We start from the raw sequence: 15634 nt of genomic DNA on the forward strand, positions 1-15634 counted from the left end.
TTCTATTTTCAAATAACCAACATTATTTAGTTAATCGTATAATAGGAAAGGAAATAACGCAATAAAATATTCTCAGTTACTGCATGAAAAGAAAAAAATAAAGGATTGTTAAATAATAAATTAAAAAAATGAAGCCGAAATAACTGACTGTTACCGCTTATTTTCACTTTTTTCTTAGATTGATGCAAAAGTTGATTATAAATACGGGGCGACTTTTGCTATGCTTTAGAAAAGAAAGGAAGCATTAAAAGAATAGTGAAGTTAAAAATTGTGTCGGTTATATCTATAAAATAATAGTGTGTTTTTTATTTATCTATTTGTTTTGAATAATTGTCAGAATTTTGTTGCGAAATACTATGGCTTCTTTCGATACAAAAAGTAGGGCGACATCAGCGACAGCCGGATAGAGAAAGATAGCTCAAAGCGGCGAGGAATAGAAAAAACATAAGATCTACGTTTAAAAATAATGGAACTAGGGGGAAGGAAATTGTTTTATCAATCAGTAAATGAGTATCTAGTAAAAATGAGAGAAGGATTATCTGCTGAAACCATTAAAGGTGAAATGCCATCAGTCTATGCGTACTGGTTAGCACAGGAAGCAGAATTGAAAAAAATATTGAAAAACAAAGACATGGCTTTTTGGATGGATATCCAAAGAGTTCTCTTGATCGATGCAAAATTAGTATTACTTCGCAGTTACATCAATGACTACGATTTTCACGGATTTTCCGAAGATGAGATCATTGCAAATGTGGAACAAGATCATTTTACCTTCAACAAAGAACTATGTGGCTATAGTTTGAAAGAACAAGTGCACCCATCAATTATTTTTGGTGATCAATAAGCAACGAAAAAAGAACGTTCAAACAGGGAATAAGCTACTGCACTGATTCAAAATAAGACTGATTGATTTGTGGTATGATTGTGATGACAAGTACGATTGCACAGATCATTGTGACAGTTTGAAAAGGAGCGGATAGGTATGGTTCAATTTGAACGGATCATTTTATTATTTTTCTTGTACTCATTTATCGGTTGGCTTTGGGAAACCATTTATTGCTCACTAAAAGCCAAGCACTTTGTTTATCGGGGCTTCCTTGTTGGTCCCATCACACCCATCTACGGCTTTGGGATTCTTGGCGTTGTCTATTTATTGCGGCCATTGCATGAGCAAGTGATTCCACTGTTCTTTGCGGCAGCATTGTTGGTTACCGTGCTTGAATATGTGACAAGTTATTTACTTGAGCGTTTTTTTCATGCCTCATGGTGGGATTATAAAGAAGTCCCATTAAATATCAATGGACGGGTGGCATTGCCGATTTCTCTTTTTTGGGGCGTGTGCTGTGTGCTCATTGTTCGATTTGTTCATCCGCAAATGCTGGAGATTGTTCAAACATTGAGTGCTCGCGTAGGATTCTTATTGCCAGTTTTCTTATTAATGGTTCTCTCTTTTGATATGGGCTATACCCTAGCTAACTTGGTTGCCTTTCAGAAAGCGGTGCAACAGGTCAATCAAGCCTTTGAACAGCACAAAAAAGAATTGGCTGAAAATATTGAGCAATATAAAAACGATTGGCAAGGGCGCTTCGCAGCGTTTCCAGAAGAATGGCGCGCATTAAAACAGAATCTACCAAGATTGAATTTCCATCAAAGAAGACTCTTAAAAAACTTTCAAAAGTTAGAAATCAATCAGATAAAAAGCAGTCAGGAATTGTCTCGATTTATTGAAGCGATCCGTAAGAAAAAATAGGTTTGTTACGGTAAGGTTACAAAAAATAAACCCTTATCAATGCTGATTCTTCCCACTTCTGACTGATTTCAGTTGAAAAAGACGATTAAAACACCCACTTTTACGATAATTTGTAACAAATTGTAAAGGTCCTGCAATAAAATTCTTCTTAAGAATTTGTATAATAGGATATGTTGGAAAACATAGTGAGAAGTGAGGGAATTTTTTGAAGGCAAAGAAACTACGAACAATCGTTGTCGCTGTCTTTGCGGCAGGAATCGTTTCTCCAATCTTTGCGCAGGCTGAGTCACTTGAATCATTGCAAGAGCAAGAAAGTGCCGTCATGCAGCAAAGTCAGGAAATCAGTACGGAAGTACAGATTGCATTGACTGATGTGAATGCGAAATACAGTGAGGTAGAAGAGCTAAAAGCTCAGATCGCTGAAAATGAAGAATCATTAGCAACAACCAAAGCAGAAATCAAAACTGCACAAGAAACAATTGAAAAGCGTGAAGCAGTCGTTGCGGAACGTATGAAAGACATCCAAGTCAATGGCGGGTCTACCAGAGACTGGACGGTACTGTTAGAATCATCAAACATCCAAGATTTTATCAATCGTGCCTATGCGATGACGATGTTACAAAACTTGGAAAAAGAAAAGATCGATTCATTAACAGCTGAAAAAGAAAAGCTAGAAGCTTTAGAAGAAAAAGCACAGTCAACACAGCAATCATTGAAAGAAAATCAAACCGCATTAGAATCAGAAGCCAAAACACTGGATTCAAAAATTGCGAATCTACAAGCCCAATTGAAAGAAAACGAATCAACTTTGGCACAAATCGCTTCAAGCAAAGAAGCTGAAACAGCTCGCTTAGCTGCTGAAAAAGCAGCAGAAGAACGAGCAGCCAAAGAAGCGGCAGAACAAGCAGCGAAAGAAAAAGCAGAAAAAGAAGCAGCCCAAGCTGCCGAACGTTCAAGCGCTTCTGAATCACAATCGTCTGCTTCATCGAGCAGCAATACGACTGAAAGTAGCACCTCATCATCGAGCAGCTCTTCAAGCAGTAACAATAGCTCAAATAGCAGCTCAAGCAATAACAATAACAATAGCAACAATAGCAACAATAGCAACAACAGCAATACAAGCAGTGGTCGGACATTGATGATGGAATCAACTGCCTACTCTTATAAAGAAGCTGGCTCCAGTTTCTTTACAGCAAGCGGTACAGACTTACGTAAAAATCCAATGGCAGTTGCCGTGGATCCAAGCGTGATTCCGTTAGGCACCTTAGTCAATGTTGAAGGTTATGGCGTAGCACTAGCGCTTGATACTGGTGGCGCGATCAAAGGAAATATCATTGATGTTCACTTTGATAACGTAGCACAATGTATCCAATGGGGACGTCGTCAAGTAAAAGTAACGATTCTCGATTAATCAATCAACTAGCAAGAAGCAGCTCACAGAATGAAGTGGCTGCTTCTTTTTTTTGCTTTTAATAGAATAAGCCATAAGTAGAGAGCGTATCGCTGTGTCAGTGCCGACCCGAACGGATACGCTCTGTTTTTATTTAAATTGCCTATAAGTCCTTACAATCGTTCTCTCAGTTATTTATTTTGTGGTGATCTAATCATACTAGAGAACGATATGTTTTTTAATACCTAAAATGAAAATGGGGCTGAAGAATCAGTTATGATTCCTCAGTCCCATAAATTAAAGGGCCAAGATTTTCATTTATCAAGGATTGAAGTTGGCATTCAGTTTTTCTTCTAAAGCTTCCCAGTCGTGCTCATCGGGAAAAGTTTTGAATAGCAAATAATCAATGTCTTGGGCATATTCGGTAATGTATTCCGTATAGTTGGTGACGATCAAGTCAATTTGATTTTTTTCCAAATAGCCTGCCGACAATTCATTGGAGTCTGGAAAATAAAATGTCCGAGAGCTGCGCAAATAACGAACAGATTTGCATTTTAATAATTGGCATAAATAAAAGGGGCCTTCAAACAAAAAAGCGATATTTTTCTTTGCTTGCCAGTACAAAGATTTAATAGAGGTAACGTACATCGTAAGACTCGTTCCTAAGTGTTCCAGTGTGATACTGTCCCAAATTTCTCTGGCTAATGGTTGCGTCAACAGATAGTTTTTAAATAGATGGTAATCATCCATATACGCCTCTTCGACAAAATGAACGGTATCCGAAATCATATGGTTTAATAAGGGGGATAATAATTGCTTGATTTTTGCTACCGTAAAAAAGGATTCTACTAAGAGCCGGTCACGAGCGCTATCTTGAGTATCTGGCAAACAATCCTTGACAAAGGCTGCAGCAAGCTGCTTAATTTCAGGCCAATGATTATACTCTTTACAAAAGGTTTGTTCGATCGCCAAGTTGCTGATCGAACGACGGGTTTTCACCAATAAGAACAAATAAAGGACTTCCTCATAGGGAAGTTCTTTTTGGTATTGTTCACTCATTGCCTCGTTGATTTCAGAAAATAGCCGAAAATCATTATATTGCTCAAATATTTTTTTTATTTGCTTAGGCAACTCGATACCTTGACCCGCACAATGGCGCTCAAAGGTGATATACAAGTAATAATTGAATTCACCAAACGAACAAGCATGCTGGTCAAGTTGATAACATCTAGAAAAAGCGCTAGCAGTGATATTTTGGATGGCGATCGGCGGAAAAATCGTATGGGCAGTAATTTCCGATTCGTAATAGAAATCATGGAAAAACTTGCGAATATTGATCTCCTCACCAATAAAGCAAATAGGATTGGTTTGGATCTCCAAACGATAGAAAGAAAAAATCGGTTGCACTTTCCGCAAATAGCGAAGAACAGTGCTTTCTGATATATGGTATTTCTCAGCCCATTCAGATGAGCTATAAAGATCATTGTGGAAAATACTTTCGATGATATGGAACAGAATCTCATTGGCAATCAGTGCACGTTTTTTCGTTAAATAAACAGCGGAATGTTTGATCGAAAAAATATACCCCTTGTGAGAAGAGTCGATCGATAAACAATCGCCAAAGTACTCTTTTAGATCCGTCACATCCGTAACGATCGTTCGCGTGGTACTTCCTGAAATTTTTGCCAAACCTTGAGTCGAACATTGATAATTTTTCTCGAATGCCCTCAAAATTTTCAGCCATCGAATCGTTGCAGTATTAGTAATAAAATTTATTTGAAAATTTCTCAAGACGTGGCTCCTTTCATGAACAAAATCGCAAATCTTACTTATTCATCTTAAAGAAGATAGGGAAGAAAAAACAAATCACGTATTTCATCGATTGGTGAAATCTATACCTGAGTCTATGCGAGATTTTTTGCATTTTCTATAAATCAACTGACGATCGGCATATATATAGGTAGAAACACGTTTTTTCCAGCATGTCGAAGAAGATTGATTGAAATTGAATAGCCAGAGAGGAGGCGAGACGATAAGTTTTTAGTGGTGGAATAAAAATTAAATGATTATTGTTTTTCGGGGGGCGATTGAATATTAAGGGGAACAGAATTGAAGAAAAAAGTCACTTTGCGAAAGACAACTTATAATTTTAACAGGAACGATTGACGTAAATAAATAGCAGCCGCAAAGGAAACCCTAAGTGCGCCAAGAAAAGAATTCAGCTTTGCCAAATTAATTTATAATAACAAGAAAAGTGTATAAAAATACTTTCTGAATTTCTTATCTTTTCTATTTATAATGAAAAGATGTTGAGAAAGTGAACGAATATAATCTCTTAAGGTTATTTTTCTATAATGTGACAACCTTCAAAGGTGATGAGAACAACGATTATAACTGAATTAATCATTATTTAAAATGAGGGTTTAAAAAAACTGTCAAGTAAAGTAGACGTTATTTATGGTTTTTTAAAATAACTGATGTTTGGCATTATATAAGTCTTTTATTGACGAAAAATATACCTTAATAAATAAAAAACGGGAATTTCCTTTATTTAATGATACATTTCTCTTATAATAAACTAGAATTGCCTTTATTATGTGAGAGGAAGGCAGAATGCTTAAACAAGCACAATTGAAGTAGGGAGTGTGTTCATGGGAAAGCCGTTAATAAAGACTTTGACTGTTTTAGCCGTTGGTATTGGCGCCGTTGCAATTTGTTTTATTGGTTACCGACAAAATAACCAAAGGCAATATCAGCAGCGAGTCGAATATGCACAGACAGCGATTGCCAGCGAAAAAGATCGCATCAATGAGTTGTCAAATGAAATTGCTGAATTTTACAGCAACGAAGATCAAACGTTTTTGCGAAAAGATCTTAAAGAAGAAGACGTTCTTAAAACAGTCGCAAAACTTTCTGCAGTGAAAGTATCTGCAGACGATTATGGGATCGATGATGATGCACTGCCAAGTGAGTCAGTGGAGATCCAACAAGAAAAAACCGCCCTTGATGATCAGCTAAAAGACATCGAGGCAAAATTAAAAGTACAAGCGGATACGGAAGCCTTATTTACTGAAGGTGTTTCAAATTGGCAAAGTGCTGAAAATGATGTCACCATTAGAGCTGATCTAAAAGAAACGGATGTCGGGAATGTCCGTGAAAATCTGAGCTTTTTTGAGGATAGTAAATGGAAAGAGTTAGTTGTTTCCTATTTAGAATATGCGGATACTCAATTGGACCGCATTGCAAAATTACAAGAAACTTTTGATGAAATGCTTGATGGGGATGAGGTGACAAGTGAAGTCACCTTAGAAAAATACCTGAGTGCAGTCGACAGTATCAGCAAAGTTCGCAACGAAGAATTGAAAGAGAAATTCACCGAATTAGCAGATAAAGTCGCTACCCAAATGGGGTACACAGGATACAGCACGTATACACCCCCCGCTTCAACAGAAAGTTATTCAGAGGATACATCCGCAGGAGAAGGCACCTGGACAGACCAAAGTTCAGACACTGTTTACTAATTTAAAGATGTATCGAAGAAAATAGAGATAACTGGAGGAAAGCAAATGTCAAAAGGAAAAAAAATCTTTTTAATCATCTTTTCAATCGTTGCAGTGTTAGTCATCGGAATGATCGGTGTCGCTGCAAAATTATATTTTGATGTATCAAACTCAATTCAAGAAACCTATCAATCAGTCGAACGTGATCGAGAAGATCGACTACGTGAAAATGATGTCGACCTATCCCAAAAAGATTCCTTCTCGGTTTTACTGATGGGGATCGATACCGGTGATTTAGGAAGAGTCGAACAAGGACGTTCTGATACCATGATGGTTGCGACTATCAGCCCACAAGACAATCAGACGACGGTGGTGAGTATTGGAAGAGATTCCTATGTTGATATCGTTGGACATGGGACGACAGATAAAATTAATCATGCCTATGCTTTTGGTGGACCAGCGATGGCAATGAATACCGTAGAAAAATTCTTGGATATTCCGATCGATCATTATGTATCAATCAATATGGCTGGTTTGAAAGAATTAGTCGATGCGGTTGGCGGCATTGAAGTTGATAATGAAATCACCTTTTCGCAAGACGGCTTTGATTTTGCTATCGGACGTACATCACTAAATGGCGAACAAGCCCTTGCCTATTCAAGAATGCGTTATGAAGATCCAAACGGCGATTATGGGCGTCAAGAACGCCAACGTAAAATCGTTGAAGGGATCGTTAAGAAAGTCTTGAGTCTTGATGGAATCACCCAATATCAAACGATCTTAAATGCCGTTGAGCAAAACATGAAGACAGATATGAGTTTCGATGACATACGAACCTTAGCATTTAACTATCGCAGTGCCTTTCAAACGATCAAACAAGATCAGTTGCAAGGGGAAGGATTCATGCAAGATGGCATCTCATATCAGCGTGTGAGTGACGAAGAACTAGCAAGAGTTCAAAAAGAGTTGAAAGCTCAACTAAATCTAGAGAATGAATAGGAAAGTGGAGAAAAGATGGAAGAAACAATTAGCTTAAAAGAAATATTCGCAATTCTACGGAAACACTTAGCTGCTATTTTTATTTCAATGTTTGCTGGTTTAGCTTTAGCAGGGATATTCACCTTCTTTGTCATTACACCGAAATACAGTTCACAAGCTCAGTTGATTGTGACATTGCCACAATCCGAAACTACCAATGCCAACGATGTGAATACAAACTTGCAAATGATCAATACGTATAAGGATATGATTGTCAGTGACTTGGTTATGACACAAGTAAAGGATCGTTTGGAGTCTGAAAATAACCTTGACTTGACTGTCGGACAATTGAAAGAATCCATTTCAATCAACCAGTCACAGAACTCACAAATGTTTTCCATTCAGGCAACTAGTACCAATGCAGTGTCAGCGCAAAATATTGCCAACACAACAGCATTGGTCTTTCAAGAAAATGCTCAAGATGTTATGAATGTTGATAAAATCTCAATCATTTCAAGTGCGGTAGCTAGTACTACACCCGTTTCACCTAACAACAAACTAAATTTAGCCATTGGTCTGGTATTAGGGATCGTGGTCGGTGTCGGTTTAGCCTTCTTATTGGAGCTACTAGATCGAACTGTCAAAGATGATAAATTTGTAACCGAAACATTAGGCTTTACCGTATTGGGTACTGTACCCCAAATGTCACCAAAAGAATTGGCTGCGACCATTCAGAAAAAACCAAGCGCACCATTTATTAAGAAACCGCAAGGCGACAAAACGGCAGAATCACGCCGTAGTCGTAGCCGGGTCTAGGAGGGAACAATGATGGCAAAAAAACAAGAACGTACTGGGACACAGACACATGCAGTGAGCTTGATTACAATGGTTGATCCTTCTTCACCAATCTCAGAGCAATATCGTACGATCCGTACAAATATTCAATTTGCGTCTTCAGCAGATAAACAAATCAAGACCATTGTTGTTACTTCTTCTGGTCCAGGTGAAGGGAAATCGACAACTTCAGCTAATTTAGCGGTTGTTTTTGCAAAATCAGGACAACGAGTATTGTTAGTTGATGCCGATATGCGAAAGCCTACTGTATACAAAACATTCAGCTTAAACAATGCGAGTGGATTGAGTACCGTATTAAGTACCTCAACGAGCGTCCTTGAAGCAGCTCAAAAAACGGTGATTGATAATTTATCTGTCTTAACCAGCGGACCAAAACCACCAAATCCATCTGAGCTACTTGGGTCAGCACGAATGAACCAAGTGATGGAAGAAGCGAAAAACCTTTACGATGTGGTTATCTTTGATATGCCACCAGTTGTAGCAGTCACCGATGCACAAATCATGGCATCTAAAGCAGATGGGACGATCTTAGTGGTTCGAGAAAATGTTGCACGTAAAGAATCCTTAACAAAAGCGAGAGATCTATTGAATATGGTTCAAGCAAGAATCATTGGGGTGGTCTATAACGGTGCCGAACACTCGAAAGACTCAGGTTACTACTATTATTATGGAAATTAATTAATTTGAAGGAGACGAGAGAAATGATTGATTTACATTGCCACATTTTACCAGGAATTGATGATGGTGCAGAAGACATCAATGCGAGCATTGCTATGGCTGAAAAAGCGATTAGCCAAGGAATTACGCATATCCTTTGTACCCCACATCATAACAATGGAAAATACCGCAATCCGAAGTCAGAGGTCATTTCTCTCGTTACCTCTTTACAAGAAGAATTAGACGCACGGAACCTGCCCTTGACAGTTCTTGAGGGGCAAGAGGTTAGGATAACAGGAGATTTAATTGAGGATATACAGAAAAATGACATCCTTTTTACAGATCTTGATGATACGTATATCTTGATAGAATTTCCTACGATTGAAGTGCCTACGTATACAGAACAAATATTCTTCGATTTACTACAGCTGGGAAAGATTCCAGTCATTGTCCACCCCGAGCGGAATGCTCATTTTAGAAAAGACCCTAACAATCTCATCCCTTTTTTGGATATGGGCTGTTTGGCACAGTTAACTGCGCCAAGTTATGTCGGCGTATTTGGAAAAGAAATCCAAAAAACAGCAAAAACAATGGTTGAACATAATCTTGTTCAGATGGTCGCTTCGGATGCCCATGGCGTTACAAAACGCACCTTTAATTTAAAAGAAGCTTATGAGCAAATTGAGCAAGATTTTGGCATGCTCAAAGTAACCTTGATGAAACAAGTAGCAAAAGATTTGATAAATGGGGATCAAATCAGTTTTCCAGCTTTTACAGAAGTGAAAAAAAAGAAATTCGGGTTATTTTAGGGGGCAACTGGGTTGTTTGAATTAACGAGAAGAAGAAAAATTGTAACTTTGATAGTTGTAGATAGTTTATTGATCATAGCAGCGAATATAGCAGCAGTTTATTTTATGAAACCCTTTGTGGCGATTCCAAAAGAATTTACATTGATGTCGGTGAGTCTGTCTGTAGGTTTCTACCTTTTTTATGGTTCCGTATTTCGTGTTTTTTCTCGGATCAATCGTTACACGAACTTGAAAGAAATGATCGCTATCTTCTTGGCTGTATCATGCAGCGCTTTTACTTGTAACGTGATCTTGTTTTTCGGTGATGAAACCTATAGCATGCGCTTAGTGATCTTTACGTACTTTCTTTCGCTCTTTTTGATCATTGCTAGTCGATTGATATGGCGGATCTATATAGAAAGAAAAAACATGAGAGGGGCATCCAATGAGGTTGTTAAGAATACCTTGATCGTCGGCGCAGGTGAAGGCGGCAGAATTCTTTATAATAGCTTTGTAGGTTCGAAAACGGCAAGTGACATTAATATTATCGGATTTGTCGATGATGATCCGAATAAACGAAACACTTATCTTTCTGGAAAAAAAGTCTTGGGTTGTATCAGTGATTTACCTGATTTGATTCAAAAGTATGAGATCAATATGGTTACGATCGCTATTCCATCCTTGTCACGGAAAAAATTGCGGAGTATTTTTAGCTTAATTGAACCTTTGCATGTCAAAGTCAACACGATGCCATCAATGGAAGAAATCGCCTCTGGAAAAATCAGCACCTCACGTTTGAAGAAAATCGATGTCGTTGATTTGCTAGGGAGAGATGAAGTCAAATTGGATATCGACTCCATCAAAGATCAAATTACTGGAAAGACGATATTAGTGACTGGTGCTGGTGGATCGATCGGTTCCGAAATCTGTCGCCAAGTGATTCAATTCAATCCTAAAAAACTAGTTTTGTTGGGACATGGAGAAAACTCGATTTACTTAATTGACCGTGAGTTGAAAATCAATTTTAAAGACAATATTACCGAAATCGTTCCTGTTATAGCCGATATACAAGATCGAGAAAAGATGTTTGAAATCATGAAGGAAGTCAAACCGGATATCGTTTATCATGCGGCAGCCCATAAACACGTACCGTTGATGGAATACAATCCTAAAGAAGCAGTTAAAAACAATATTTACGGAACGAAAAATACCGCTGAAGCTGCCAAAGCTGCGAAAGTGAAAAACTTTGTAATGGTGTCTACGGATAAAGCCAATAATCCACCAAACGTTATGGGGGCAACAAAGCGCATCTCCGAGATGATTGTTACTGGCTTAAATGAAAAAGGTTGCACGAAATTTTCTGCTGTACGCTTTGGTAATGTCTTAGGATCAAGAGGCAGTGTGATTCCAGTATTCCGTGAGCAAATAGCAAAAGGCGGACCAATCACAGTGACTGATTTTCGTATGACTCGCTACTTCATGACGATTCCAGAAGCAAGCCGCTTGGTTATTCAGTCAGGGGCACTTGCTAAAGGTGGCGAAATCTTCATTTTAGATATGGGCGAACCGGTGAAGATTGTTGATCTTGCGAAGAACATGATTCGTCTAAGTGGTTATAGCGAAGAAGAGATTGAGATTATTGAAACTGGGATTCGACCTGGGGAAAAATTATATGAAGAGCTTTTGCTGGATAAAGAAAGAAATGATAAAGCAGTCTTTGAGAAAATTTTTGTTGGGAATATCAAAGGATATTCATTGGAAGAGGTACTTTGTTTTGTAGAAGCACTTCCTAAAGACAGTGCTACATTGGCTAATGAAATTGTGAAATTTGCAAATGCTTCAAACAAATAGGAGTGGGTTTTGTTGTATAAGGATGGAATGAAAAGAATTATAGATTTTCTATTATCGCTAATAGGGATAATTGTTTTATCACCAGTACTATTACTATTATGTCTAGCGATAAAAATCGATTCAAAGGGTCCCATTATATTTAAACAAAAACGGGTTGGAAAGAATAAAACCTATTTTAATATTTATAAATTCAGAACAATGAAGATTGATACACCAAAAGAAATGCCAACACATCTTTTAGAAGACCCTGATTTTTATATCACAAAGGTCGGAAAATTTTTAAGAAAAACAAGTTTAGATGAACTGCCTCAGTTGTTCAATATTATCAAAGGTGATATGGCTGTCATTGGGCCTCGTCCAGCGCTATGGAATCAATATGATTTGATTGAAGAACGTGATAAGTATGGGGCAAATAATATTCGACCAGGATTGACTGGGTTGGCTCAAATTAGTGGTCGAGACGAGCTTGAGATTCCAATTAAGGCCAAGTTAGATGGCAAATATACGGATAATATTAGTTTAATGATGGATATAAAATGCTTCTTTGGTACGATTACTTCTGTTTTCAAAAGTGACGGTGTCGTTGAAGGCGGGACTGGAACGATAAAGAAGGAGGAAATCGAATGAAAAGAATTCTAATTACAGGAGCGAATAGTTATATCGGTACATCCTTTGAGAAATGGATGCAGCAATTTGGCGATAACTATCAAATTGATACAATTGATATGCATGGAGATCAATGGAAAGAAAAAGATTTCTCTCAGTATGATTCTGTTTTTCATGTCGCAGGAATTGCTCATGCAGATGTATCAAAAGTCAGTGAAGAAACGAAACAACTTTATTATAAAGTGAATTGCGATCTTGCAGTTGAGACAGCAGAAAAGTACAAAAACGATTTAAATGGAAAAAACGGACAATTTATTTACATGAGTTCGATTATTATTTATGGTGAGGAAACAAATATAAATAAGAAGCGTGTTATTACTCCAGAAACACAACCTAATCCATCCAATTTTTATGGTGATAGTAAGTTGAAAGCTGAAAAAAAATTGACTCCTCTTAAAAGTGACACTTTCAGAATAGCAATCATCCGCCCGCCAATGATTTATGGAGAGGGAAGTAAAGGGAATTATCAACAACTAGTAAAGATAGCCAAAAAGTTACCTGTTTTTCCCAATATCGAAAACGAGCGCTCAATGTTATCTATTGATCATTTATGTGATTTTATTAAAAATAGAATTGAATTTCCTGAATCGGGAATTTTTTTTCCGCAAGATCCGCAATATGTACGCACTAGTTTTATGGTCAAAGAGATAGCTGCATCAAACGGAAAAAAAGTAAAACTTTTTTCTGGGTTAAACTGGCTTATATATTTACTAGGTTACTTTCCAGGTAAAATAGGAAAATTAGTAAATAAAGCTTTTGGAAATTTAGTATACGAAAATTCTGATATGGAAATAAAGTTATGAAAGAAAAAATAGTTTTCATTGTAAACCATGATGTAGTGATATACAACTTTCGGCGTGAACTTATAGAAAGATTATTAGAGATGGAATATGAAATCCATATATTTTCGCCCTCAGGTAGTAGAATAGATAAATTAGTTGAGATGGGATGTATTCATAAAGAAATAAATGTGAACCGTCACGGAACCAGTATTTTAGAGGATTTAAAACTAGTAAAAAGATATCTTTTTGAAATTAAATCTATTATGCCTATAGCTGTTTTAACATATACCATAAAACCAAATATTTATGGGGGAATAGCTGCTAAGTTACTAAAAGTACCATATATCACAAATGTAACGGGTTTAGGAAATGCTATTGAAAACCAAAACTTTATTAAAAAAATTAGCACAAAAATGTATAGCTTTTCTTTAAAACGTGCATATCATGTTTTTTTTCAGAACAAAGCCAATTTAGGTTACTTTGAAAAGGAGTTAGATTCTAATAAATACAGCTTGTTACCTGGTTCAGGAGTTAATTTAACGCAATTTAAGCCTTTAGATTACCCAGAAGCAAAAACTATAAATTTTCTTTTCCTAGCAAGAATAATGAAAGAAAAAGGTATAGAAGAATATTTATTTGTTGCAAAAAAATTAAAAAAAGTTTATACACATTGCAATTTCCATGTAGCTGGTTTTGTAGATGGCGACTATGAAGAAGTTATAAAAAATGAACATGAGAGAGGGAATATAATCTATCATGGGATGGTAGATAATGTTACTAATTTATTTCAAGCAATGAATTGTATTGTATTGCCAAGTTATCATGAAGGAATGTCCAATGTTTTATTGGAGGCGTCTGCAAGTGCTCGTCCAGTAATTGCTAGTAACATCCCTGGTTGTCAAGAGATTATTGATGATAATGAAACGGGATTTTTGTGTGAAGTGAAAAATAAACATAGTCTTGAAGAAGCAGTCAGGAAATTTATTGGCTTGAGCTTTTATGAACAAAAAATAATGGGCGAAGCAGCTAGGAGAAAAGTAGAAAGTAGTTTTGATCGTGATATCATTATTGATTACTATACAACTAGATTAGGAGAAATTCAAAATGGAAAATTTATATCAAAAGATTGTTAGAAAAGAAGAGGCTATTTCTTTAGTTGGATTAGGATATGTTGGGATGCCTATTGCTGTTGCTTTTGCAAAAAAAACTAGAGTAATTGGATTTGATTTAAATTCTGAAAAAATATCTCTATATAAAAATGGAATTGATCCGACGAAAGAAGTTGGAGATAAAGTGATTCAAAATACTTCTGTAGAGTTTACATCAAATCCAGAAGATTTAAAAAAAGCTAAGTTTCATATTGTAGCTGTCCCAACACCGGTTAATGAAGACCATACGCCTGACTTAACACCAGTAGAATCAGCGAGTAAAATAGTAGGACAAAATTTGACAGCAGGTTCTATTGTGGTTTTTGAATCTACTGTTTATCCTGGAGTTACAGAAGAAATTTGTATACCAATATTAGAAAAAGAATCAGGTTTAGTTTGTGGGAAAGACTTTAAAGTAGGGTATTCTCCAGAAAGAATTAATCCGGGAGATAAAGTCCATCGTCTTGAGACAATCGTAAAAGTTGTTTCTGGAATGGATCAAGAATCTTTGGAAATTATCGCAAAAACATATGAGCTGGTTGTTGAAGCTGGGGTATATAAAGCTGCCACCATTAAAGTTGCTGAAGCAGCGAAAGTTATTGAAAACTCGCAAAGAGATATTAATATCGCTTTTATGAACGAACTTTCTCTAATCTTCCATAAGATGGGAATAGATACTAAAGAAGTGCTGGAAGCAGCAGGGACAAAATGGAATTTTCTTAAATTTTCACCAGGACTTGTTGGAGGACATTGTATCGGAGTGGATCCATATTATCTAACTCATAAAGCAGAGCAGTTAGGGTATCATTCACAGATTATTTTAGCAGGAAGACAGATAAATGATGATATGGGGAGAGTTGTTGCTGAAAGTGCCATAAAGCTAATGATTAAGAATAAAAAAGATGTGGCAAATGCTAAAGTGGGGATTTTTGGGTTTACATTTAAGGAGAACTGTCCAGATACTAGAAACACTAAGGTTATTGATATTATAAATGAGTTAAATGAATTTAATATAGAGCCTCTCGTTTTTGATCCAGAGGCAGATGCCGAAGAAGCTGAACAAATTTATGGATTGAAATTTGTAAAAGAAGATGAGATGAATAATTTAGATTTAATGATTATTGCTGTCAATCATGATGCCTTCTCTGATCAAAAAATGAGTTATTGGTTAAATAGAGTAAATAATAAAAAAGTTATTATGGATCTGAAAGGTATGTTGAACAAAGACGAAGTAGAATCATTAGATGTTGCATATTGGAGGTTATAAAA

General features: G+C 36.7%; 14 protein-coding genes. 13 read left to right on the forward strand and 1 reads right to left on the reverse strand.

The window, feature by feature from the left end:
• The first annotated feature begins 466 nt into the window (after positions 1–466).
• The 3 genes from IGI88_RS13450 to IGI88_RS13460 all read left to right on the forward strand — a co-directional run bounded on the left by IGI88_RS13450 (position 467) and on the right by IGI88_RS13460 (position 3161).
• Positions 467–844 carry a DUF7006 family protein gene (locus tag IGI88_RS13450; RefSeq protein WP_005234961.1) on the forward strand — a complete coding sequence of 126 codons (378 nt, stop codon included), beginning with the start codon at positions 467–469 and terminating at the stop codon, positions 842–844.
• Positions 845–982: 138 nt separating this feature from the next.
• On the forward strand, positions 983–1750 hold the full coding sequence (locus IGI88_RS13455) for a putative ABC transporter permease (protein WP_139960111.1): 768 nt from the start codon (positions 983–985) through the stop codon (positions 1748–1750).
• Positions 1751–1955: 205 nt separating this feature from the next.
• Entirely contained in the window at positions 1956–3161 is a 1206-nt protein-coding gene (locus IGI88_RS13460; protein WP_429960650.1) for a 3D domain-containing protein, read from the forward strand.
• Between the two features lie 300 nt (positions 3162–3461).
• On the opposite strand, the gene IGI88_RS13465 is transcribed toward IGI88_RS13460, so the two are convergent.
• Entirely contained in the window at positions 3462–4931 is a 1470-nt protein-coding gene (locus IGI88_RS13465) for a helix-turn-helix domain-containing protein (protein WP_016621502.1), read from the reverse strand.
• 860 nt (positions 4932–5791) lie between these two features.
• On the opposite strand from IGI88_RS13465, the gene IGI88_RS13470 reads away from it, so the two are divergent.
• The 10 genes from IGI88_RS13470 to IGI88_RS13515 are packed head-to-tail and all read left to right on the forward strand — an operon-like array spanning position 5792 to position 15632.
• Positions 5792–6661 carry a hypothetical protein gene (locus IGI88_RS13470; protein ID WP_429960651.1) on the forward strand — a complete coding sequence of 290 codons (870 nt, stop codon included), beginning with the start codon at positions 5792–5794 and terminating at the stop codon, positions 6659–6661.
• A 45-nt stretch (positions 6662–6706) separates the two neighbouring features.
• On the forward strand, positions 6707–7639 hold the full coding sequence (locus IGI88_RS13475) for an LCP family protein (protein WP_429960652.1): 933 nt from the start codon (positions 6707–6709) through the stop codon (positions 7637–7639).
• Between the two features lie 15 nt (positions 7640–7654).
• Complete coding sequence (locus IGI88_RS13480) at positions 7655–8434, forward strand: YveK family protein (RefSeq protein ID WP_429960653.1); 780 nt, start codon at positions 7655–7657, stop codon at positions 8432–8434.
• 9 nt (positions 8435–8443) lie between these two features.
• The gene (locus IGI88_RS13485) at positions 8444–9151 is read left to right on the forward strand and encodes a CpsD/CapB family tyrosine-protein kinase (protein ID WP_420680569.1); all 708 of its coding nucleotides are present in this window, start codon (positions 8444–8446) and stop codon (positions 9149–9151) included.
• A gap of 23 nt (positions 9152–9174) precedes the next feature.
• Positions 9175–9939, forward strand: coding sequence for a tyrosine-protein phosphatase (locus tag IGI88_RS13490; RefSeq protein WP_008378782.1), 765 nt, complete (start codon positions 9175–9177; stop codon positions 9937–9939).
• Between the two features lie 12 nt (positions 9940–9951).
• Positions 9952–11769, forward strand: coding sequence for a polysaccharide biosynthesis protein (locus IGI88_RS13495; RefSeq protein WP_016613510.1), 1818 nt, complete (start codon positions 9952–9954; stop codon positions 11767–11769).
• A gap of 12 nt (positions 11770–11781) precedes the next feature.
• On the forward strand, positions 11782–12396 hold the full coding sequence (locus IGI88_RS13500; RefSeq protein WP_429960654.1) for a sugar transferase: 615 nt from the start codon (positions 11782–11784) through the stop codon (positions 12394–12396).
• Positions 12393–13238: an NAD-dependent epimerase/dehydratase family protein gene (locus tag IGI88_RS13505; RefSeq protein ID WP_429960655.1), complete on the forward strand. Its 846-nt coding sequence runs from the start codon at positions 12393–12395 to the stop codon at positions 13236–13238. The genes IGI88_RS13500 and IGI88_RS13505 overlap by 4 nt, the downstream gene beginning before the upstream one ends.
• Positions 13235–14350 carry a glycosyltransferase family 4 protein gene (locus tag IGI88_RS13510; protein WP_144330525.1) on the forward strand — a complete coding sequence of 372 codons (1116 nt, stop codon included), beginning with the start codon at positions 13235–13237 and terminating at the stop codon, positions 14348–14350. The genes IGI88_RS13505 and IGI88_RS13510 overlap by 4 nt, the downstream gene beginning before the upstream one ends.
• Positions 14322–15632, forward strand: a complete 1311-nt coding sequence (locus IGI88_RS13515; RefSeq protein ID WP_429960656.1) for a nucleotide sugar dehydrogenase — start codon at positions 14322–14324, stop codon at positions 15630–15632. The genes IGI88_RS13510 and IGI88_RS13515 overlap by 29 nt, the downstream gene beginning before the upstream one ends.
• The last annotated feature ends 2 nt before the right edge of the window (positions 15633–15634 follow it).

The organism is Enterococcus sp. AZ179, assembly GCF_050498885.1.
In the GTDB taxonomy this organism is placed as follows: Bacteria; Bacillota; Bacilli; order Lactobacillales; family Enterococcaceae; genus Enterococcus_D; species Enterococcus_D entomosocium.